This window comes from Mesorhizobium sp. 128a, assembly GCF_053848025.1.
In genome coordinates this window covers 78550-96828 of sequence record NZ_JBSPKY010000016.1, presented here as the reverse complement: position 1 = coordinate 96828, position 18279 = coordinate 78550, and the positions used below count along the sequence as shown (strand labels likewise).

Annotated in this window: 23 protein-coding genes; 12 read left to right on the top strand and 11 right to left on the bottom strand. The window is 63.7% G+C overall.

Annotated features, from left to right (window positions below; all coding sequences use genetic code 11):
* Nucleotides 1–43: 43 nt before the first annotated feature.
* Entirely contained in the window at nucleotides 44–1099 is a 1056-nt protein-coding gene (locus ACWTU9_RS24390; RefSeq protein ID WP_455860516.1) for an LLM class flavin-dependent oxidoreductase, read from the bottom strand.
* 243 nt (nucleotides 1100–1342) lie between these two features.
* Between ACWTU9_RS24390 and ACWTU9_RS24385 the strand changes: the two genes are divergently transcribed.
* Nucleotides 1343–1771: a DUF6481 family protein gene (locus ACWTU9_RS24385; protein WP_455860515.1), complete on the top strand. Its 429-nt coding sequence runs from the start codon at nucleotides 1343–1345 to the stop codon at nucleotides 1769–1771.
* A gap of 78 nt (nucleotides 1772–1849) precedes the next feature.
* Here the strand turns inward: ACWTU9_RS24385 and sugE are convergent, their stop codons facing one another.
* Nucleotides 1850–2164 carry a quaternary ammonium compound efflux SMR transporter SugE gene (gene sugE / locus ACWTU9_RS24380; RefSeq protein ID WP_181059856.1) on the bottom strand — a complete coding sequence of 105 codons (315 nt, stop codon included), beginning with the start codon at nucleotides 2162–2164 and terminating at the stop codon, nucleotides 1850–1852.
* A 195-nt stretch (nucleotides 2165–2359) separates the two neighbouring features.
* Nucleotides 2360–2485, bottom strand: a complete 126-nt coding sequence (locus tag ACWTU9_RS24375; RefSeq protein ID WP_455860514.1) for a hypothetical protein — start codon at nucleotides 2483–2485, stop codon at nucleotides 2360–2362.
* Nucleotides 2486–2697: 212 nt separating this feature from the next.
* Here ACWTU9_RS24375 and ACWTU9_RS24370 point away from each other — a divergent pair, with 212 nt between their 5' ends.
* The 4 genes from ACWTU9_RS24370 to ACWTU9_RS24355 all read left to right on the top strand — a co-directional run bounded on the left by ACWTU9_RS24370 (nucleotide 2698) and on the right by ACWTU9_RS24355 (nucleotide 5960).
* The gene (locus ACWTU9_RS24370) at nucleotides 2698–3507 is read left to right on the top strand and encodes a transglutaminase-like domain-containing protein (protein WP_455860513.1); all 810 of its coding nucleotides are present in this window, start codon (nucleotides 2698–2700) and stop codon (nucleotides 3505–3507) included.
* 120 nt (nucleotides 3508–3627) lie between these two features.
* Entirely contained in the window at nucleotides 3628–4581 is a 954-nt protein-coding gene (locus ACWTU9_RS24365; protein WP_454589550.1) for a cation diffusion facilitator family transporter, read from the top strand.
* A 76-nt stretch (nucleotides 4582–4657) separates the two neighbouring features.
* The gene (locus tag ACWTU9_RS24360; protein ID WP_454589551.1) at nucleotides 4658–5062 is read left to right on the top strand and encodes a GFA family protein; all 405 of its coding nucleotides are present in this window, start codon (nucleotides 4658–4660) and stop codon (nucleotides 5060–5062) included.
* Nucleotides 5063–5147: 85 nt separating this feature from the next.
* Nucleotides 5148–5960 carry a class I SAM-dependent methyltransferase gene (locus ACWTU9_RS24355; RefSeq protein WP_455860512.1) on the top strand — a complete coding sequence of 271 codons (813 nt, stop codon included), beginning with the start codon at nucleotides 5148–5150 and terminating at the stop codon, nucleotides 5958–5960.
* Nucleotides 5961–6071: 111 nt separating this feature from the next.
* Here the strand turns inward: ACWTU9_RS24355 and ACWTU9_RS24350 are convergent, their stop codons facing one another.
* The gene (locus ACWTU9_RS24350; RefSeq protein ID WP_455860511.1) at nucleotides 6072–7325 is read right to left on the bottom strand and encodes a DNA recombination protein RmuC; all 1254 of its coding nucleotides are present in this window, start codon (nucleotides 7323–7325) and stop codon (nucleotides 6072–6074) included.
* Between the two features lie 103 nt (nucleotides 7326–7428).
* Between ACWTU9_RS24350 and def the strand changes: the two genes are divergently transcribed.
* From def to truA, 4 genes are read left to right on the top strand one after another with little or no spacing between them, the layout of a single operon-like run.
* On the top strand, nucleotides 7429–7959 hold the full coding sequence (gene def, locus ACWTU9_RS24345) for a peptide deformylase (protein WP_455860510.1): 531 nt from the start codon (nucleotides 7429–7431) through the stop codon (nucleotides 7957–7959).
* 3 nt (nucleotides 7960–7962) lie between these two features.
* Nucleotides 7963–8898, top strand: coding sequence for a methionyl-tRNA formyltransferase (fmt, locus tag ACWTU9_RS24340; protein ID WP_455860509.1), 936 nt, complete (start codon nucleotides 7963–7965; stop codon nucleotides 8896–8898).
* A complete protein-coding gene (locus ACWTU9_RS24335) occupies nucleotides 8895–9401 on the top strand; it encodes a GNAT family N-acetyltransferase (RefSeq protein ID WP_455860508.1) in 507 nt (168 codons plus the stop codon). The genes fmt and ACWTU9_RS24335 overlap by 4 nt, the downstream gene beginning before the upstream one ends.
* 20 nt (nucleotides 9402–9421) lie before the next feature.
* Complete coding sequence (truA, locus tag ACWTU9_RS24330) at nucleotides 9422–10177, top strand: tRNA pseudouridine(38-40) synthase TruA (protein ID WP_455860507.1); 756 nt, start codon at nucleotides 9422–9424, stop codon at nucleotides 10175–10177.
* Here the strand turns inward: truA and ACWTU9_RS24325 are convergent.
* Both ACWTU9_RS24325 and dapE read right to left on the bottom strand, forming a co-directional pair.
* On the bottom strand, nucleotides 10174–10779 hold the full coding sequence (locus tag ACWTU9_RS24325; protein ID WP_454589556.1) for a transporter: 606 nt from the start codon (nucleotides 10777–10779) through the stop codon (nucleotides 10174–10176). The genes truA and ACWTU9_RS24325 overlap by 4 nt on opposite strands.
* A 2-nt stretch (nucleotides 10780–10781) precedes the next feature.
* Nucleotides 10782–11975, bottom strand: coding sequence for a succinyl-diaminopimelate desuccinylase (gene dapE, locus ACWTU9_RS24320; protein ID WP_455860506.1), 1194 nt, complete (start codon nucleotides 11973–11975; stop codon nucleotides 10782–10784).
* A 117-nt stretch (nucleotides 11976–12092) separates the two neighbouring features.
* Between dapE and ACWTU9_RS24315 the strand changes: the two genes are divergently transcribed.
* A complete protein-coding gene (locus tag ACWTU9_RS24315) occupies nucleotides 12093–13106 on the top strand; it encodes a 2-dehydropantoate 2-reductase (RefSeq protein ID WP_455860505.1) in 1014 nt (337 codons plus the stop codon).
* A gap of 57 nt (nucleotides 13107–13163) precedes the next feature.
* Here the strand turns inward: ACWTU9_RS24315 and ACWTU9_RS24310 are convergent, their stop codons facing one another.
* The 4 genes from ACWTU9_RS24310 to dapD form a co-directional block, all read right to left on the bottom strand.
* Entirely contained in the window at nucleotides 13164–13934 is a 771-nt protein-coding gene (locus tag ACWTU9_RS24310; protein WP_454589559.1) for a hypothetical protein, read from the bottom strand.
* Between the two features lie 20 nt (nucleotides 13935–13954).
* Nucleotides 13955–14341, bottom strand: coding sequence for a DUF805 domain-containing protein (locus ACWTU9_RS24305; RefSeq protein WP_455860504.1), 387 nt, complete (start codon nucleotides 14339–14341; stop codon nucleotides 13955–13957).
* Nucleotides 14319–14681: a DUF805 domain-containing protein gene (locus ACWTU9_RS24300; RefSeq protein WP_454575418.1), complete on the bottom strand. Its 363-nt coding sequence runs from the start codon at nucleotides 14679–14681 to the stop codon at nucleotides 14319–14321. Before ACWTU9_RS24300 ends, ACWTU9_RS24305 begins: the two co-directional genes overlap by 23 nt.
* 72 nt (nucleotides 14682–14753) lie before the next feature.
* The gene (dapD, locus tag ACWTU9_RS24295) at nucleotides 14754–15608 is read right to left on the bottom strand and encodes a 2,3,4,5-tetrahydropyridine-2,6-dicarboxylate N-succinyltransferase (RefSeq protein WP_455860503.1); all 855 of its coding nucleotides are present in this window, start codon (nucleotides 15606–15608) and stop codon (nucleotides 14754–14756) included.
* Between the two features lie 145 nt (nucleotides 15609–15753).
* Here dapD and ACWTU9_RS24290 point away from each other — a divergent pair, with 145 nt between their 5' ends.
* Nucleotides 15754–16593: an LOG family protein gene (locus ACWTU9_RS24290; protein WP_454589563.1), complete on the top strand. Its 840-nt coding sequence runs from the start codon at nucleotides 15754–15756 to the stop codon at nucleotides 16591–16593.
* Between the two features lie 31 nt (nucleotides 16594–16624).
* Here the strand turns inward: ACWTU9_RS24290 and ACWTU9_RS24285 are convergent, their stop codons facing one another.
* On the bottom strand, nucleotides 16625–17332 hold the full coding sequence (locus tag ACWTU9_RS24285; protein WP_454575415.1) for a pyrimidine 5'-nucleotidase: 708 nt from the start codon (nucleotides 17330–17332) through the stop codon (nucleotides 16625–16627).
* Between the two features lie 175 nt (nucleotides 17333–17507).
* On the opposite strand from ACWTU9_RS24285, the gene ACWTU9_RS24280 reads away from it, so the two are divergent.
* Nucleotides 17508–18269 carry a GGDEF domain-containing protein gene (locus ACWTU9_RS24280; protein WP_454589564.1) on the top strand — a complete coding sequence of 254 codons (762 nt, stop codon included), beginning with the start codon at nucleotides 17508–17510 and terminating at the stop codon, nucleotides 18267–18269.
* The last annotated feature ends 10 nt before the right edge of the window (nucleotides 18270–18279 follow it).

Below are 18279 nucleotides of genomic sequence, written 5' to 3'. Positions count from 1 at the left end.
CGGCGCGCCTCGCGCTTTTTGGGTTTCTACGGGACTGGCTGCCTCAAGCGGCCGGCGCAACGGCGGCGGCCTTCGCAGCCTCCTTGCGCACGATCGGCGCCACCTTGGTGCCGTAAAGCTCGATCGCCTTCATGATCTTGGCGTGCGGCATGGTGCCGATCGCCATCTGCAGCAGGAAGCGGTCGTTGTTGAAGATCTTGTGCTGGGCGACGATTTTTTCCACCACCTGCTCGGGGTTGCCGACGAACAGCGCGCCGTTCGGGCCGCGCGACTGGTCGAAATGCGCCCGCGAAGTTGGGCCCCAGCCGCGCTCGCGGCCGATGCGGTTCATCACTTCGGCCTGCGGACCGTAGAAATCGTCGGCCGCCTGTTCGGTCGTCTCGGCAATGAAGCCGTGCACGTTGATGCTGGTGGCGAGTGCCTTCGGGTCAGTGCCGGCTCGCTTGGCGGCCTCGCGATAAATGTCGAACAGCGGCGCGAAGCGCGCCGGCTCACCGCCGATGATGGCCAGCGCCAGCGGCAGGCCGAGCACACCGGCGCGGGCGGCAGACTGCGGCGTGCCGCCGATGGCGATCCAGATCGGCAGTTTGTCCTGCAGCGGCCGCGGATAGACGCCGCGGTCATTGATCGCCGCGCGCAGATTGCCGGACCAGGTGACCTTGACGCTGTCACGGATGGCCAGGAGAAGGTCGAGCTTCTCGCCGAACAATTCGTCATAGTCTTCGAGATTGTAGCCGAACAGCGGGAAGGATTCGATGAACGAGCCGCGCCCGGCCATGATCTCGGCCCGACCGCCCGACAGAAGGTCGAGCGTCGCGAACTGCTGGAAGACGCGCACCGGATCGTCGGAGGACAGCACGGTGACCGCGCTGGTCAGCTTGATGCGCTTGGTGCGTTCGGCGGCGGCCGCAAGCGCCACCACCGGCGCGGATGCGGCGTAGTCCGGGCGGTGATGTTCGCCGAGACCGAAGACGTCGAGGCCGACCTGGTCGGCCAGCTCGATCTCTTCGATCAGGTTGCGCAGCCGCTCGTGCGGCCCGACGGCGCCGGGGCCGGGCTCGGGGGTGACGTCCGCAAAGGTATAGAGGCCGAGTTCCATGATCTGTCATCCAATGGTTGGGTTTTGCGGCTAGAGGTAGCGACCAAGCCGCTCTGCCGCCAGAGGGGCGGATGGTGAACAGTGCACGTCGGTTTCAGCCTGCTCCTGTCGGCTTTGGTCAGCAGAAGCGCGTCTCTTGGCTGCAACAGCATAGAATTTCATGGCTGGCATACCGTTTTGGCGCTTGAACTCTCGGTTTTCGCGCGTATGTAAGCGTCGCGAATTGACTTCAGGGAAGTGGACTTGGCTATCTACAGGGAAAAAGACATTTTCGAGCGGCGCAACGCCGCGAACGAGGCAAAGAAGGCGCTTCTGGAGCGCTTCAAGTCAAAGCCGGCGGCTGATGATCCTGCGGTTCTGGCCAAACAGGCCGAACGCAAGGCGATTCTGGCGGCTCGCGAAATACGCGAGGCCGAAAAGGCCAGACTGAAGCAGGAAAAGCTGGCACGCGAAGCGGTCGAACGGGCCGAGCGCGAGGCAGCAGCCGAAGCGGCGCGTATTGCGGCCGAAGAGGCAGCGCAGGCTGAAGCGAAGATCAAGGAAGCCGAAGAAAACGAGCGCATCGCCCGTTTGCTGGCCGACGAAGCCGAACGCAAGGCCAAGCGCGACGCACGCTATGCGGCGCGCAAGCAGCGCACCGGCAGGACGCCTCCGGGCTTCTCCGCCCGCTAACCGCTTCGATCGGAACGATCGGACATCAGGGCCGCCTTCAGCGGCCCTGAACGTGTTTGTGCGCGTAAACAAAGAGGGTCAGGCGGCGAGCTTCAGCCCCATAATGCCGCAGACGATGAGCGCAATGCAGCCGAGCCTGATCGCGGTTGCCGGTTCGCCCAGCAGCCAGATGCCGAGCAGCGCTGTGCCGACCGTGCCGATGCCGGTCCACACAGCATAGGCCGTGCCGACGGGCAGCGTCTTCAGCGCCAGGCCGAGCAGGCCCAGGCTGACGATCATCGAGGCGACGGTAAGCACCGTCGGCAGCGGCTTCGAGAAGCCGTCAGTGTATTTGAGGCCGATCGCCCAGCCGATCTCGAACAGGCCGGCGAAAAACAGAAAAATCCACGACATCGGAATGCACTCCGTTCCACGAGGATGGCGGGTCGTCCCGGCCGGTTTTGGGGGAAGGCGCGAGGTCGTCCTCGCCGCCTCGATACAGGAGGCTTCGCCTGCCGATCAACAAAACACCGGCAGCATTGTTCATGCCGCCGGTGTCAAAATCTGCGCCGAAACGGTTTGCCCGGACTTCAATGGTCCAAGGCGGGCTTACCTGTCCTTGAGCCTTATGGCCTTGACGGGCGGCGCCTTGAGCGCCGGAGCAGCGGCAGGCTTCTTGGCGTCCTTCTTCGGCTTGCGGGCTTCCTTGCCTGCCTTCATCGCACCTTTAGCCATGATTCGGTCCTCCAATGGTGGGACACCAAGTGAAACAAGAGAAACGCCGGACTGCAAGGGGTCTGGCGCCTGTCGCCAGCGCCAGCAGTCTGCTTTCAACCGGTTTCTAATTTGCTCGTAAACCATGCCGGTCCATGCCATGGTTGTCTTCGCACTGCAGCATCGGCCATGCCTTCGCCCGGCGATGATCAGGCAGTCCGGTCAGGACGACAATGCGAATCCGCATCGGCAGCGAGATGAGTTTCGATTTTCCGCAGGAAACGCCGCTGATCGCGATGCTCAACGTCCACTATTCCCGAGCCTCCGATCTCGAGCGCCCGGACTTCCTCACCTCCAACCCGGCCGTTCCGATCCAGAGCTACCGCGACAGTTTCGGCAACTGGTGCAACCGCTTCGTCGCCCCGCCCGGCCGCTTTACCTTCGGCACCGATTCCGTGATCCGCGACCCCGGCACCTTCGAGATGGGCGACCTGATGGCCTGGCAGCACGAGGTGCGCGACCTGCCGTCGGAGACGCTGCTGTTTCTATTGCCCAGCCGCTTTTGCGAGAGCGATCTCCTGGCCAACGAAGCCTGGCGGCTGTTTGGGCACACGCCGCTCGGCATTGCCCGCGTCCAGGCGGTCTGCGACTTCGTCCACAACCACATCGTCTTCAGCTATGGCAATGCGCGGCCGACGCGCACGGCGGCCGAAGCCTATCGCGAGCAAAGCGGCGTCTGCCGCGACTTTGCCCACCTCGCCGTCACCTTCTGCCGTGCGCTCAACATCCCGACCCGCTACTGCACCGGCTACATCAGCGACATCGGCCTGCCCAAACCCTGGGCGAGCATGGATTTCGCGGCCTGGATGGAGGTCTATCTCGGCGGTCGCTGGCATGTCTTCGATCCGCGCAACAATTCCCCGCGCATCGGCCGCATCCTGATCGCCTCGGGCCGCGATGCCGCCGACGTGCCGCTGACCCATATCTTCGGTCCGGGCACGCTGGCCGGCTTCAAGGTGTGGACGGACGAGATCATCGAATAGGGCGTCTTTTCCGCGAGCGAGCTTCAAGAACCTGAACGACCGAGCGATTGGTGCGTTGTGATGCCTGTGGAGCTTCGGCTGCAGGGCCGTTACATTGGGTGGCTTGGAGGGCAAGACAGCATGGCAGCGCATGGCGGGTCGAAGACGGTCATCTACGCGGCGCTCGCCGGGAATCTCGCCATTGCACTGACCAAATTCGTCGCCGCCTTCTTCACCGGGAGCTCGGCGATGCTGTCGGAAGGTGTCCACTCGCTGGTCGACACCGGCAATGGCGGGCTGCTGCTCTACGGCATGCACCGCGCCGCCCGCCCGCCGGACCGCACGCACCCGCTCGGCCATGGCCGCGAACTGTATTTCTGGAGTTTCATTGTCGCCCTGCTGGTCTTTGCGCTCGGCGCCGGCGTGTCCTTCTACGAAGGCGTCGTCCACATCATGTCGCCCGAACCGGTCGCCAATCCCAGGATCAACTATATCGTGCTTGGGCTCTCGATGCTGTTCGAGGGCAGCTCGTGGTATGTGGCGCTGAAGGAGTTCCGCCGGGAGAAGGGCAAGCAGGGCTGGCTGCAGGCCGTGCAATCGAGCAAGGATCCGAGCGTCTACACGATCCTGTTCGAGGACAGCGCCGCCCTCCTCGGTCTCGTCGTCGCCTTTGCCGGTATCCTGGCGGCGGAACTCCTCGATATGCCCGAGCTCGACGGTGCCGCCTCGATCGGCATCGCGGTGATCCTCGGCGCCACCGCCATCTTCCTCGCTCGTGAAAGCAAGGGCCTGCTCATCGGCGAGCCGGCCTCGGCCGAAGTCCAGGCCAAGGTGCTGGCCATCGCCCAGCGGGATCCGGCGGTGCAACGCGCCAACGGCGTTCTCACCGTCCATCTCGGCCCGCAAGAGATCGTCGCCGGCCTCAGCATCGAGTTCGAGGACCATCTGACGGCGCCCGAGATCGAAGCCTGCGTCGAGCGCCTGGAGGCACTGCTGAAGAAAGACATGCCGGAGATCACCAGGCTGTTCGTCAAGCCGCAGACGACGGGAACCTGGGAACACCGGCGCAAGGCGGTCGAAGCTGCATCGAACTAGTGCTGGACCAGAAGTCCACCGTTGCCTCATCGCCTGGTCCCGCTAAGATCAGTCGACGGATTTCGGAGGAGCAGCCATGAGAATCGATGGTGGGTGTCATTGCGGCGCCATTACTTATGAAGCAGAGGTCGACCCGGAAAAGACCTCCATCTGTCATTGCACCGACTGCCAGCAACTGACCGGCACTGCCTTTCGTGTCACCGTTCCCGCGCCTGAGGATCACTACAGGATCACCAAGGGCACGCCGAAGGTCTATATCAAGACAGGATCCAGCGGCGCCAAGCGCGCCCAGGCCTTTTGCGGCGAGTGCGGTTCGCACCTTTACGCGACGTCGGTTGGCGACGGCCCCAAGGTTTATGGGATAAGGGCGGGGACCGCGCGGCAACGCGAGGATCTGGTTCCGACACAACAGAAATGGCACCGGTCGGCCCTGCACTGGCTTCCGGAATTCGAGGGCATAGGCATCGTAGAGGAGCAATAGCACCTGCCTGTCTGTCTAACGCGACCAAACCAGACGATTATGTGCTAGGCTCGCGGCCCATCAGACCGCTTGGCGGGTGAAAGCGATGCTGGAACCAGACAAGATTTTTGCCGGCTCGATTCCGGAAAATTACGACCGCTATATGGTGCCGTTGATTTTCGAGCCGTTCGCCGCCGATATGGCACGGCGGGCAGCGTCTTTGTCGCCCGGCGCCGTCCTGGAAGTCGCCGCCGGCACCGGGGTCGTCACCCGCGCATTGGCGCCAAAACTGTCTCCTGGCGCAAGCTATGTCGTGACCGATCTCAACCAGCCAATGCTCGACTTTGCCGCTTCGCGGCAAGCTCCCGACAGTCGCATCCAATGGCGTCAGGCGCATGCTCTGGCGTTGCCGTTTGAAGATGCGACCTTCGATCTTATTTGCTGCCAGTTCGGCGCGATGTTCTTTCCCGACCGCACCGCCGGTTATCGCGAAGCAAGGCGGGTCCTGAAGCCCGGAGGCCATTTCCTGTTCAACGTGTGGGATCGCATCGAGGAGAATGTATTTGCCAATGATGTGACGAACGCTCTTGCGGAGATCTTTCCGAACGATCCGCCGCGCTTTCTCGCCCGCACGCCACATGGCTACCATGACACGGCCCTGATCCGCAGCGAGCTGGAAGGCGCAGGTTTCTCCCGTGTGGCGATCGAGACGAGGGCCGAACAAAGCCGTGCATCGTCGCCGCGGCTTCCGGCGGTTGCCTATTGCCAGGGGACGGTTCTTCGCACCGAGATCGAGGCCAGGGATGCAGGAAAACTGCAAGCCGCAACCGACCATGCCGCAGCCGTGATTGCAGCCAGACATGGCAGCGGCGAGGTTGCGGCCAAAATTCAGGCGCACGTAATCGTGGCTACGGTCTAGAGCAGGCTCTAGAGTAATTCCAGGAAAAGTGTGTAGCGCTTTCCCTTGAGGAATTGCGCAAAAACAAAAGAGTTAGAGCGGGTCCGCGATTCCGTGAAACGCTGAACCGCTCTAATCGTCGCCTTCGACAACACGTAGCCTGAGCTGGCCCGTCTTGGAATCCGCCACCCGCACCCCGGCTTCGGCCTTGGCGGGTCCGCCGCCGCGCACTTCAGCTTCGCTTTCGCCAAACTCCAGCGCCTCGATCTTCTGGCCGCGCCTGGTCACTTTCGATGTCGACACCAGTATCTCGTCAATATCCTTGGCCGACTGGCCAAAGTGCGTCTGCAGCCGCCGCACGCGTTCGTCGACGCGCGCGACGTCTTCCATAAGCCGGATGACCTCGCCCTGGATAAGATGCGCCTGTTCGCGCATGCGGGCATCCTTGAGGATCGCCTGGATGACCTGGATCGACAGCATCAGCAACGACGGCGAAACGATGATGACCCGGGCGCGGTGCGCCTTCTGGATGAGGGCGTCGAAATTCTCGTGGATTTCGGCGAACACCGATTCCGACGGCACGAACATGAAGGCGGTGTCCTGCGTCTCGCCCTGAATCAAATATTTCTCCGAGATATCGCGGACATGGATCTCGATGTCGCGGCGGAAGGCCTGGGCGGCGACCTTTTGCAGTTCGGCGCCATCGGCGGCGCGAATGGCATTCCAGGCTTCCAGCGGAAACTTGGCGTCGATGGCGAGCGAGGGCGCGCCGTTGGGCATCCGCACCAGGCAGTCGGGCCGGCTGCCATTCGACAGCGTTGCCTGGAATTCATAGGCGCCCATCGGCAGGCCGTCGGCGACAATCGCTTCCATGCGCGACTGACCGAAGGCGCCGCGTGTCTGCTTGTTGGACAGGATCGCCTGCAACTGCACGACCTGGCCGGCCAGCGACTGGATGTTGCCTTGCGCGGTGTCGATGACGGCCAGCCTTTCCTGCAGTTTCGCCAGGCTTTCATGCGTCGATTTGGTCTGCTCTGTCATGGTCTGGCCGAGGCGGCCGGTCATGGCGTCGAGCCGCTGGCCGATCGACTGGTTGAGTTCGGCCTGCCTTGCGCCGAACACATCGGCGATGGCGCTCATGCGGCCCTGCATCTCGGCCTGGCTTTGCAATATGCCGGCCATCCGCGCCTCGGCGTCGCGGGCGTGGTCTGTGGCCTCAGCGGCAGCGATGGTCCGCGCCCTGGCCGACCGCCACAGGGCGACGACCAGCGCCAGAAAAAGGCCGAGAAACACGATCGCGCCGAGCGCCAGCGCATGGCCGAGCGTGATCGTCGTGGCGCCGAGCCGGGCGACGGGCTCGGAAAGGATGGTGCTCAGGTCGTTCATCCCTACAGCATAGCCGATTCGCCGCCCTGGCACAGATCAAAACGTGAACGGGCGCCAACCGCACCGGTTGACGCTTTTCCTGCGACGTTTTAGGTGAGACGCCATGTCGATCAAGCCGCTTATCATGCTCCCCGATCCCATCCTGCGCCAGGTTTCCAAGCCGCTCGAACGCGTCGATGCGCCTTTGCGCAAACTCGCCGACGATATGCTGGCCACGATGTATGAAGCGCCCGGCATCGGGCTGGCCGCAATCCAGATCGGCGAGCCGCTGCGCATGCTGGTCATCGACCTCGCCAAGGAAGACGAGGCGCCGGCGCCGCATGTCTTCATCAATCCCGAAGTCCTCGAAAGCGCCGACGCGCGCTCGGTCTACGAGGAAGGATGCCTGTCGATCCCGGACTACTACGCCGAGGTCGAGCGCCCGGCTTCGGTGCGGGTGAAATATCTCGACCGCGATGGCAAGCTGCAGGAGATCGAGGCCGAAGGCCTGATGGCGACCTGCCTGCAGCACGAGATCGACCACCTCAACGGCGTGCTGTTCATCGACCACATCTCGAAGCTGAAGCGCGACATGGTGGTGAAGAAGTTCAAGAAGCTCGCCAAGGACAAGGCGCCGGGCAAGCTGGTGGGATAGGGCATGGCCCTTCGCGTCATCTTCATGGGCACGCCGGAGTTTTCGCTGCCGGTGCTGCGTGCGATCGCCGAGGCCGGCCATGAGATAGCCGCCGTCTACACCCAGCCGCCGCGCGCTGCAGGCCGCCGCGGGATGGAGCTGACGCCGTCGCCGGTGCAGCGCGAGGCCGAGCGACTGGGCATCGATGTGCGCACGCCGACGTCGCTGAAAGGCGAGGCTGAGCAGGCTGCATTCGCCGCCTTGCAGGCGGATGTCGCCGTGGTCGTCGCCTATGGCCTGCTGTTGCCGAAGCCCGTTCTCGAGGCACCGCGGCTTGGCTGCCTTAACGGCCACGCCTCGCTTTTGCCGCGCTGGCGGGGCGCCGCTCCCATCCAGCGCGCCATCATGGCTGGCGACGTGGAAACCGGCATGATGGTGATGCGCATGGAAGAAGGCCTCGACACGGGTCCGGTGGGATTGGTTGAAAAATGCGCCATCGGACCCGATATGACGGCCGGCGACCTGCACGATCAGCTGATGCACATTGCTGCCACACTGATGGTGGAAGCGTTGTCCCGAATTGAGACGGCAACGCTGGCATTCACCTTGCAAGCTGTGGATGGGGTGACCTACGCCCGAAAAATCGACAAATCGGAGACCCGCGTGGACTGGACGCGGCCGGCTGTCGAGGTCCACAATCACCTTCGTGGCCTGTCGCCCTTTCCCGGGGCTTGGTCCGAGATTGAAATTGGCGGCCGTGCGGAGCGGCTGAAACTGCTTCGCTCGACGCCTTCTGAAGGCATGGGCGAGTCGGGAGGAATTCTCGATGATCGGCTGACGGTCGCCTGCGGGACAGGCGCCATCAGGCTGGTCGAAGTTCAACGGGCGGGCGGAAGGCCCGCTGCCGCGCAGGAGTTTCTGCGCGGGGCCAAGATCGAAAAAGGAATGAAATTCTCATGAGCATGATGTCGATACGCGCGGCAACGCCGCGGGATCGCGAGGCTATACGCCTCGTCGAGGAACACGCATTCGGCCAGCAGGCGGAGGCCGGTCTGGTCGACGCGCTGGTCACCGGCGGCGACGCCGTTGTCGAGCTGGTGGCGGAAGAAGACGGCCAGGTGGTCGGCCACATCCTGTTTTCCAGGCTGTTTGTCCAGAACGGCGGCAAGCAGTTTGCAGCCGTGGCGCTGGCGCCCTTGGCGGTGGAACCTTCGTTCCATGGCTCCGGCATTGGCGGTGCGCTGATTCGCGAGGCGCATATCCGCCTCAGGGATGCCGGCGAGACGCTCGCCGTGGTGCTGGGCGATCCGGCCTATTACGGCCGCTTCGGCTACAGCCATGCGCGCGCCGATAACTTCGAGAGCGAATACCAGGGTGAGGCGCTGCAGGCGCTGGCCTGGGGCGACGCACCCGAAAAAGGCAGACTGGTCTACGCCCAGGCCTTTACCGCACTCGCCGCCTGAACGGCGGATGTCGATCGCTTATGCCGCGTTTTCGTCTCGATATCGAATATGACGGCAGCCTCTTCGCCGGCTGGCAACACCAGGCGGATCAGCCATCGGTGCAGCAGGCGATAGAGCAGGCGATCGAGAAATTCAGCGGCGAGGCGGTGCGGTTGCGCGCCGCCGGCCGCACCGACGCCGGCGTGCATGCGACCGCGCAGGTAGCGCATGTCGACCTCAACAAGGCGTGGCCAAACGACAAGGTGCGCGACGCCATCAACGCGCATCTGCAGGCGGTGGGCGCGCACGTCGCCATCTTGCAGGCGAGGGTTGTCTCAGACGAGTTCGACGCCCGTTTCTCGGCCACCGGACGGCACTATCTCTACCGCATCCTCAACCGGCGCGCGCCGGCTGCGATGGAAAAGGGCAAGGTCTGGTGGGTGCCGAAGCGGCTCGATGCGGACGCCATGCACGAAGCGGCGAAAGTCCTGCTCGGCCGACATGATTTTACCACCTTCCGCTCGACGCAATGCCAAGCCAACAGTCCGGTGCGCACTTTGGAGCAGCTTGATGTGAGTCGCCAGGGCGACCTGATCGATATCAGGGCCTCGGCCCGCTCGTTTCTGCACAACCAGGTGCGCTCCATGGTCGGCTCGCTGAAACGCGTTGGCGATGGCGGCTGGACCGCTGCCGATCTCAAGGCAGCGCTCGATGCGCAGGACCGCGCCGCCTGCGGCCAGGTGGCGCCGCCGGATGGGCTGTTTCTCGTCGGTGTCGATTACCCCGATGGGTCCTAAGCCGGCGCGGCGGTCGGTAAAGTGATGCCGAGCAGCGCCACCAGGCCGAACAAGACGGCCAGAGACACCACCAACATGCCTGCGAACACGGCGCTGCCGACAGCCGCGCCCTTGCCGATCGCGGCGTTGGTCATCCGCCAGGTGAGTACCAGCGACAGCACCACCAGAACCAGCCACACCAATTCGGCAACTGGGTTGCCGGGCGGCAGGAAAAGCCGGATCAACGCCGATGGCAGCAGCATCCAGGCGGTGATGGCCGAAGCCCAGTTGCTGGCGACGACGTAGTGGACGAAGCGGTCGCCGATGCCGGCTCGCGACGCGACCAGGGCAAGCGCAACCAGCGGCAGCAGCCACGAACCGAGGTCGACGGTTGCCAGGCGGATCAACATGCCCAGACGCCCAGCGAACGCATTGGGGTCGCCGATCTCGTTGGCCGTGCCGACCCAGCCGACGATCATCGCCGGCGCGGCGACGACGATGGCGAAGAAGGAATTCCAGAAGCCGTCGGCCGACAGGTCGAGCAGCCGCAATCCGTCGGTCTTGCCGAGCATCAGCCGCCAGGCGCCGGTAAGCGATGAAGAGGTCTCGTCAACCGAAAGCATGATCAGCCCTGCTCGAACCAGTCGTCGATGAAGCGCTGGTAAATCTGGGTCAGCGTTTCGAGGTCGGCCAGTGCGACGCGTTCATCGACCATATGCATGGTCTTGCCGACCAGTCCGAACTCGACCACCGGGCAATAATCCTTGATGAAACGTGCGTCCGAGGTGCCGCCGGAGGTGGAGAGCGCCGGCTCCCTGCCGACCGCCGCCTTGATCGAGCCGCGCAGCGTGTCGATGAGCTTGTCGTCGCGTGTCAGGAAGACATGGCTCGGCCGGTCGCGCCAGACCAGCTCATAGTCGACCGGGGTCTTCTTGCCGGTCCGGTATTTCTTGCGCTTGGCCGCCTGGTCGAGGCGGTTGTGGATCTCGGCCTGCACGGTCTCGGCCGTCCAGCTGTCGTTGAAGCGGATGTTGAAGGTGGCTGTCGCCCTGGCCGGAATGACATTGGTCGCCGGGTTGCCGACATCGATCGAGGTCACCTCCAGATTGGTCGGCTGGAAATCCTTCGTGCCCTTGTCGAAAACGGGGTGGAGCAAGGCCTCGACCAGGCTCATCAGACCGCGCACCGGATTGTCGGCAAGCAAGGGATAGGCGACGTGGCCCTGGCGGCCATTGACGGTGACGCTGCCCGACATCGAGCCACGCCGGCCGATCTTGATCATGTCGCCGAGCGCGTCCGGGTTGGTCGGCTCGCCGACGATCGAGGCGTCCCATTTCTCGCCTTTGGCCGCCGCCCAGTCGAGCAGTTTTGTCGTGCCGTTGATGGCCGGGCCCTCTTCGTCGCCGGTGATCAGCAGCGAGACCGAGCCCTTCGGGCCGCCCTTGTTCTCCACATGGCGCGCCACCGCGGCGATGAAACAGGCGATGCCGCCCTTCATGTCGACGGCGCCGCGGCCGAACATCTCGCCCTTGGCGATTTCGGCGGCGAAGGGCGGATGTGTCCACGAGGCCTCGTCACCCACCGGCACCACGTCGGTATGGCCGGCAAACATCAGATGCGGCCCATTGCCGGAGCGGCGCGCGTAAAGGTTCTCGATATCGGGCGTGCCGTCTTCGGAAAACACCGGGCGCTCGACGGAAAAGCCGAGCGGCTTCAGCATGCCTTCCAGCGCAGCCAGCGCACCTCCCTCGGCGGGTGTTACGGAAGCGCAGCGTATGAGGGTCGCGAGGTTGGCGGCGGGATCGGTCGGCAGGTTCATGGGGCAAAGCGATAATCGAAAGCGAAAGGCCTGTCACGGCCAGAGATGATGACCGGTCCTGCCGCCGACATTATGGTTTTCATGTCGTATAGTGCAGGGCCAACACGGGATTGTGGCATGGCCAATGCCGAAAAGACCATCGTTATTGCCGGCGCCGGCAGCATCGGCTGCTATGTCGGCGGCTGCCTGGCGCTGGCTGGACGCAAGGTGGTGTTTCTGGCACGGCCGCGCATCGCGGAGGCCCTGCTGGGCGGTGGGCTGCGCGTCACCGACCTCGACGGCCGCGACCGATCCATCAAGCCGATGTCCGTCACTGCCGATCCGGCCGCCGCCCTGGCCAGCGCCGACGTGGTGCTGGTGACGGTCAAGAACGGCGCCACCGAGGAGATGACGGCGCTCATTGCCGCACACGCTCGCGGCGATGTCGTGGTGGTCAGCCTGCAGAACGGCGTCGGCAATGCCGACCGGTTGCGCGCCGGGCTGGGCTCTCGACCGGTGCTGGCCGGCATGGTTCCGTTCAATGTCGTCCAGTCGGCCGAAGGTAACGTGCCGCTTCACGTGCATCGCGCCAGCGATAGCAAGGTGCTGATCGAGGACGGTATGGCCGACCTTGCCGGCCTTCTCGATGTCGAAGGCCTTGCCGTCGAAACCCATGCCGACATCAAGGCAGTGCAGTGGGGCAAGCTGCTGATCAACCTCAACAATGCGCTCGTCGCGCTGTCCGGCCTGCCGCTGGCTAGCGAGCTTGCCGACCGCCGCTGGCGGCTGATCCTTGCCGGTCAGATCGACGAGGCGCTTGCGGCGATGAAGGCATCACACATCGCCCCGGCACGGATCGGCGGCCTGCGGCCCGGCCTGCTGCCGAAACTGCTCCGGCTGCCGGACTGGCTGTTCCGACTGGTGGCCCGGCGCATGCTCGCCATCGACCCGCAGGCGCGCTCATCCATGTGGGACGATCTCCAGCGCGGCCGGCCAACCGAAATCGGCGACCTGCAGGGAACGGTCCTGGGCCTCGCCGAAAAGGCCGGCACGCCAGCACCGTTGCTGAAGCGGGTCACAGCGTTGGTTCGGCAGGCCGAGCTCGAAAAGAGCGGGTCGCCCGGCCTGACGCCGGAAGCTGTCACCGGATAGGCTACTCGCCGTGAGCGTCAGGCCTTAGCCCGGAAAAGCAGGCGCGCCGGCACCGCCTCACGGCTTTGGTGCGCGCCTCGGAGCCGGGACTTTGCTCGCCGGGCCTGGCGCCGGCAGTGGCTGCGCCGCCGGATGGTTTTCGATCAGCGTGATCTTCTGCCAGATCTTGCGCGACAGGTTGGACGCCAGGTTCTCGACGTCGTTGACGCCGTCGATGACCACATCGTCATTGACCGACTGCGCGAACAGCGCCGCGATCTTGCCGGTGATCGACAGCATTTCCGAGCAATAGTCGAGGTAGCGCGCCAGGTCCGCAGCATTGGTGATGCGCGCCGGCGAATGCGCGGTCGGCTTGAAATTGGCAGACAATGCGGCCGGATCCTTGGTCAGCTGGTGCATGTCGATGACATGGATCAGCGACCTCAGCCCATGCAGCTGGCGAAACACCCGCTTGCGCTTGATGCGCTCCTCGGTGCGGATCAGCGCCAGCAGGCCGAGTACGGCAAGAATGATCATGTTGATCGTGGCTTCGATGCCTTGCACCGACTGCACCGCGTCGTCTGCCTGCGAGATATGGATGAGCGGCAGGATGGTGCCGACGAACAGGAAGATCAGCGCGCCGGCGGCGACGGCGGCGACGATGGCGCCGCGCAGCCACCAGATCGGCGCCTCGAGCGCCTGCGCCGCCTTGGCCAGGTCGCGCGACAGCGACACCAGTTCGGCGGCGACACCGCGCAGGCCGGCCTCGGGAAAACGCTCGGCGACGCGTCCTTCCAGCCGCTCGGCGGTGTCGATGATCAGTTTCGGATCAAGCGTGCGGTAGCGCATGGCGAGATATCCGGTCGCCCTCAGGATTGTGCGGGAGAATTGGTCTGCCGGCCGTAGCGATTGGGCCCGGGATCGCTGCTGAAACAAGCCAGAATGAGAAGAAGAATCGGGCCGATGATGAGAGAGATCAACGCGTAGTAAGTCGGCTTGCCGAAATCATGGAAGCGCTTTGCCGTCACCGCGAAGCTCGACCAGGTCGAAATCAGCAGCACGGTCCAGAACACAATGGCCCACACCTGGCTATTTGCGGTGCCGGGCTCCAGTCTGGCAAACTGGTAGAGCGGGAAAAACTGGGCAAGCAGCAAAAGCAGGCCGGCCAGCGCATACGCACTGGGGCTGACGCGGCCTGAGGTTTTGAAGAAAAGCCAAATGAGGTCTGTTTTTTCAGGCAAGCGGATCCGGTCCATATTGATTGGCGCCTCGAGTGCCTTCGAGGATGCCGCATTCTACGAGGAACCAGATCGCACCAATTAAAGGCACAAACAGGATCAGGGACCACCAACCCGACTTGTTGCGATCATGCCAACGCTTGGCATAAACCGCGAGAGCGAAATAGATCGACGCCAGCGAAACGATGATTCCGATAATACCGATTTCGCCGCCACCGCCGAGATCCATGCGTGTGCCCAGGATCGAATCCAGGATCAAGGCGATGATGCCGATCACGAAAAAAACACCGATCGCCGCCCAGAACTTGGCGCGATTGATGCGGCCGTCAAAGCTGGTCAGAAGGTATTTCCAGTCCATGTCACCCCTCCATGCTGAATCGGCGCGACGGAATGTCGCGCCGGCGGAAGGTGTGTCCGTTTGCAGAAAAGATCAATCGCGCAGCAATTCGTTGATCGAGGTCTTGGAGCGGGTCTTGGCGTCGACGCGCTTGACGATGACGGCGCAGTAGAGGCCGGGACCCGGCTCGTTGTTCGGGAAGGCCTTTCCTGGCATCGAGCCGGCGACGACGACGGAATTGGCCGGCACTTCGCCGTAAAACACCTCGCCGGTTGCGCGGTCGACGATCTTGGTCGACTGGCCGATGAAGACGCCCATGCCGAGCACCGAGCCCTCGCGCACGATGCAGCCCTCGACCACTTCCGAGCGCGCGCCGATGAAGCAATTGTCCTCGATGATGGTCGGGCCGGCCTGCATCGGCTCCAGCACGCCGCCAATGCCGACACCGCCCGACAGGTGCACGTTCTTGCCGATCTGGGCGCAGGAGCCGACCGAGGCCCAGGTGTCGACCATGGTGCCTGAATCGACATAGGCGCCGACATTGACGAAGGATGGCATCAGCACCGCGCCCGGCGCGACATAGGCCGAGCGGCGCACGATCGACGACGGCACGGCGCGGAAGCCGGCCTTCTCGAAATCGACCGCGCTCCAGCCGTCGAACTTCGATTGCACCTTGTCCCACCACACCGCCTGGCCGGGACCACCCTTGATGATCTCCATCGGATACAGGCGGAACGACAAGAGCACGGCCTTCTTCAGCCACTGGTTGACATGCCACTTGCCGTCGGCCTGGCGCTCGGCGACGCGCACCGTGCCGCGGTCGAGCAGGTCGAGTGAGGACTGGATGGCGTCGCGCGTTTCGCCGCGGGTCGCGGTCGAAATCGTGTCGCGCTCCTCGAAGGCCTTCTCGATGGCCCTTTCGAGGCTTGCCAGATCAGGCTTCGACATGATTTCGCTCCGTTACCACGCTGTTAAGGCCATCGCCTTAACCTTGTTTTGAAAATCGCGCGGACCCTATGTTAAGGCGTATTGGGGGTCAATCGCGCGTGCGCCATGGGACGGCGCAACTGAACTGTTGGGACGGGTAAAGCATATGACTCCTATGGAAAAGGCGGGGTGGACGCCACTGCCGCATTCGGACGAGGATCTGGAGCGCTCGAAAAGCGTGCCCGATACGCCGCAGACGCGCGCCGACACCTACCGTCTCGCCTGGAACGATCCCGATTTCATGACGCGTCGCGAATTGCGCGCGGTGCGCTTGCAGCTGGAACTCTTGAAGCCTGAAATGATCCTGGCCGAACGCGGCATCCGCTCGACGGTGATCCTGTTCGGCGGCGCACGCATTCCCGAACCCGGCGGCGAGGCCTGGGCGGCCAAGAACGAGACGCAGAAGAAGAACCTCGAGCAAAACAGCAAATATTACGAGGAGGCGCGCAAGTTCGCCCGCCTCTGCTCGCAGCAGTCGGCTACGTCCTATTACCGCGAATTCGTCGTCGTCACCGGCGGCGGGCCAGGCGTCATGGAAGCCGGCAATCGCGGCGCCGACGATGTCGGCGCGCCGTCGATCGGCCTCAACATCGTGCTGCCGCACGAGCAGGCGCCGAACGCTTATGTGACGCCGGAGCTGTGCTTCAACTTCCACTATTTCGCCATCCGCAAGATGCATTTCGTCATGCGCGCCAAGGCCGTCGCTGTGTTTCCGGGCGGCTTCGGCACCATGGACGAGTTTTTCGAGACGCTGACGCTGATCCAGACCGGGCGCATGGAGCGCGTTCCGGTGATCCTGTTCGGCAAGGCGTTCTGGAAAAGGGCGATCGATCTCGATTTCCTGGCGGAACAGGGCACCATCACGCCCGGTGACCAGGACATAATCGACTTTGTCGACACCGCCGACGAGGCCTGGGGCATCGTCAGCCGCTTCTACAACCTGTAAGAGCGGGGCCGTCCGCTGCCGGCGGATCGCCTCAGGCCGTAACTTCGACGATCGCGGTCAGGAATGTGGCGAGATCGTCGGTGACGAAATCGACGTCGTCCTCATTGGCCGGGTCGCGTTCCCAGATCTCGGCGAAGGTCGGCTCGAAATTGCGCGGCACCACCAGCACCGTGGTCATGCCAAGCGATTTCGGCACCGCCAGATTGCGGGCGAGATCCTCGAACATCACTGCATTGTGGCCGGTGACGGCGTGCAGTTCGGCAAACTTCTCGTAGGTCTGACGCGACGGCTTCGGCGTCAGCCCGGCGGCGACGATGTCGAATATGTCGTCGAAATGGTCGAGTATGCCGAGTTGGCGCGCGGTCCGCTCGGCATGCTTGCGATCGCCATTGGTAAAGATGAATTTGCGCCCGGGAAGCTGGCGGATGGCGGTTCCGAGCACCGGATCGGGCACCAGCCACGAATAGTCGATGTCGTGCACCTTTTCGAGGAAGTCGTCGGGGTCGATGCCGTGGCGAGTCATCAGCCCGTTCAGCGTCGTGCCATATTCCAGATAGAGTTCCTTCTGCAGCTTGCGGGCCTCGTCGCGCGGCAGCGTCAGCAATTCTCCGACATAGGCCGTCATCTTGACGTCGATCTGTGAAAACAGATTCGAATGGTGCGGATAAAGCGTGTTGTCGAGGTCGAACACCCAGTCGGTGACATGGGCGAAGCGGGCGGGATCGGGCGACGTGGTCATGGCGTCCTTATGGCACGAAATATCTGCCGTTCGAACCCCTTTCTGATGTCAGGCTTATCCACAACCTAGATGCATCTAGAGTTGTAAAAATGGGCTCTCCATTCAAATTTTAGCCATCCCCGAAAGGTGGCCTTCAGGGCTTGCTGGCACAGAGATGGTTCAGTGGGAGCCAGCGATGAGTCGCATAGTTTTGAAGTCCGCCGCCGTTGCATTCGGCTCGGTAGCCGTCTCGCTTTTGCTGACGCTGATTATCGTTCCCGCCATGGGTTTTCCGGTCAGTCGCACCATTTGGCTGACATCGACCGTGTGCCCGCTGGCGCTCGCCTGGATCGCCTGCGCCAGCTCCTTCTGGCAGAGCGACAGGTTGAAAGGCGCGCACCGCGACCTTGCCCGCGCGCATGCCCAGCTCGCCGCCGCGCACCGGCGCCTGTCGGAGAAGGCGAGCCGCGACGACATGACCGGGATGCTTAACCGCGAGAGCTTCTTTGCCGCGCTCGACGGTTCGCGGCGCAAATCCGATCGCGGCGCGCTGCTGATCATCGACGCCGACCATTTCAAGGCGATCAATGACAGTTTTGGCCATCTGACCGGCGACGACGCGCTGCTGCTGATCGCCAGCGCCATCGAACGCGGCGTGCGCAGCGGCGACGTGCTTGGCCGCATCGGCGGCGAGGAGTTCGGCGCCTTCCTGGTCGGCGCCACCGGCGCGGAGGCCAGGCGCGTCGCCGAGCGCATCCGCAGGGAAGTCGAGCTGATCCGCTTCCGCCCGGTCGACGAGCGGACGGTGCCGCTGACCGTCAGCATTGGCGGCATCACTTGCGATGAGGACGCCAATGTTTCGGAACTGATGCGCGCTGCCGACCTTCGGCTTTATGAGGCCAAGCACCGTGGCCGCAATTTGTCGATCCTGGACCGGGACATTTCCGAGGCCGCCTGAGCCTCCCGCC

Bases quoted from the DNA above. Each gene is read 5' to 3' on its own strand.
- ACWTU9_RS24300 (WP_454575418.1), bottom strand. From the start codon at position 14,681: ATGGACTGGAAATACCTTCTGACCAGCTTTGACGGCCGCATCAATCGC.
- ACWTU9_RS24370 (WP_455860513.1), top strand. From the start codon at position 2,698: ATGCGAATCCGCATCGGCAGCGAGATGAGTTTCGATTTTCCGCAGGAA.
- ACWTU9_RS24335 (WP_455860508.1), top strand. From the start codon at position 8,895: ATGAGCATGATGTCGATACGCGCGGCAACGCCGCGGGATCGCGAGGCT.
- def (WP_455860510.1), top strand. From the start codon at position 7,429: ATGTCGATCAAGCCGCTTATCATGCTCCCCGATCCCATCCTGCGCCAG.
- ACWTU9_RS24325 (WP_454589556.1), bottom strand. From the start codon at position 10,779: ATGCTTTCGGTTGACGAGACCTCTTCATCGCTTACCGGCGCCTGGCGG.
- ACWTU9_RS24305 (WP_455860504.1), bottom strand. From the start codon at position 14,341: ATGGACCGGATCCGCTTGCCTGAAAAAACAGACCTCATTTGGCTTTTC.
- ACWTU9_RS24285 (WP_454575415.1), bottom strand. From the start codon at position 17,332: ATGACCACGTCGCCCGATCCCGCCCGCTTCGCCCATGTCACCGACTGG.
- ACWTU9_RS24315 (WP_455860505.1), top strand. From the start codon at position 12,093: ATGGCCAATGCCGAAAAGACCATCGTTATTGCCGGCGCCGGCAGCATC.
- ACWTU9_RS24290 (WP_454589563.1), top strand. From the start codon at position 15,754: ATGACTCCTATGGAAAAGGCGGGGTGGACGCCACTGCCGCATTCGGAC.
- dapE (WP_455860506.1), bottom strand. From the start codon at position 11,975: ATGAACCTGCCGACCGATCCCGCCGCCAACCTCGCGACCCTCATACGC.
- ACWTU9_RS24365 (WP_454589550.1), top strand. From the start codon at position 3,628: ATGGCAGCGCATGGCGGGTCGAAGACGGTCATCTACGCGGCGCTCGCC.
- ACWTU9_RS24355 (WP_455860512.1), top strand. From the start codon at position 5,148: ATGCTGGAACCAGACAAGATTTTTGCCGGCTCGATTCCGGAAAATTAC.
- dapD (WP_455860503.1), bottom strand. From the start codon at position 15,608: ATGTCGAAGCCTGATCTGGCAAGCCTCGAAAGGGCCATCGAGAAGGCC.
- ACWTU9_RS24390 (WP_455860516.1), bottom strand. From the start codon at position 1,099: ATGGAACTCGGCCTCTATACCTTTGCGGACGTCACCCCCGAGCCCGGC.
- ACWTU9_RS24350 (WP_455860511.1), bottom strand. From the start codon at position 7,325: ATGAACGACCTGAGCACCATCCTTTCCGAGCCCGTCGCCCGGCTCGGC.
- ACWTU9_RS24310 (WP_454589559.1), bottom strand. From the start codon at position 13,934: ATGCGCTACCGCACGCTTGATCCGAAACTGATCATCGACACCGCCGAG.
- sugE (WP_181059856.1), bottom strand. From the start codon at position 2,164: ATGTCGTGGATTTTTCTGTTTTTCGCCGGCCTGTTCGAGATCGGCTGG.
- ACWTU9_RS24280 (WP_454589564.1), top strand. From the start codon at position 17,508: ATGAGTCGCATAGTTTTGAAGTCCGCCGCCGTTGCATTCGGCTCGGTA.
- ACWTU9_RS24375 (WP_455860514.1), bottom strand. From the start codon at position 2,485: ATGGCTAAAGGTGCGATGAAGGCAGGCAAGGAAGCCCGCAAGCCGAAG.
- truA (WP_455860507.1), top strand. From the start codon at position 9,422: ATGCCGCGTTTTCGTCTCGATATCGAATATGACGGCAGCCTCTTCGCC.
- ACWTU9_RS24360 (WP_454589551.1), top strand. From the start codon at position 4,658: ATGAGAATCGATGGTGGGTGTCATTGCGGCGCCATTACTTATGAAGCA.
- fmt (WP_455860509.1), top strand. From the start codon at position 7,963: ATGGCCCTTCGCGTCATCTTCATGGGCACGCCGGAGTTTTCGCTGCCG.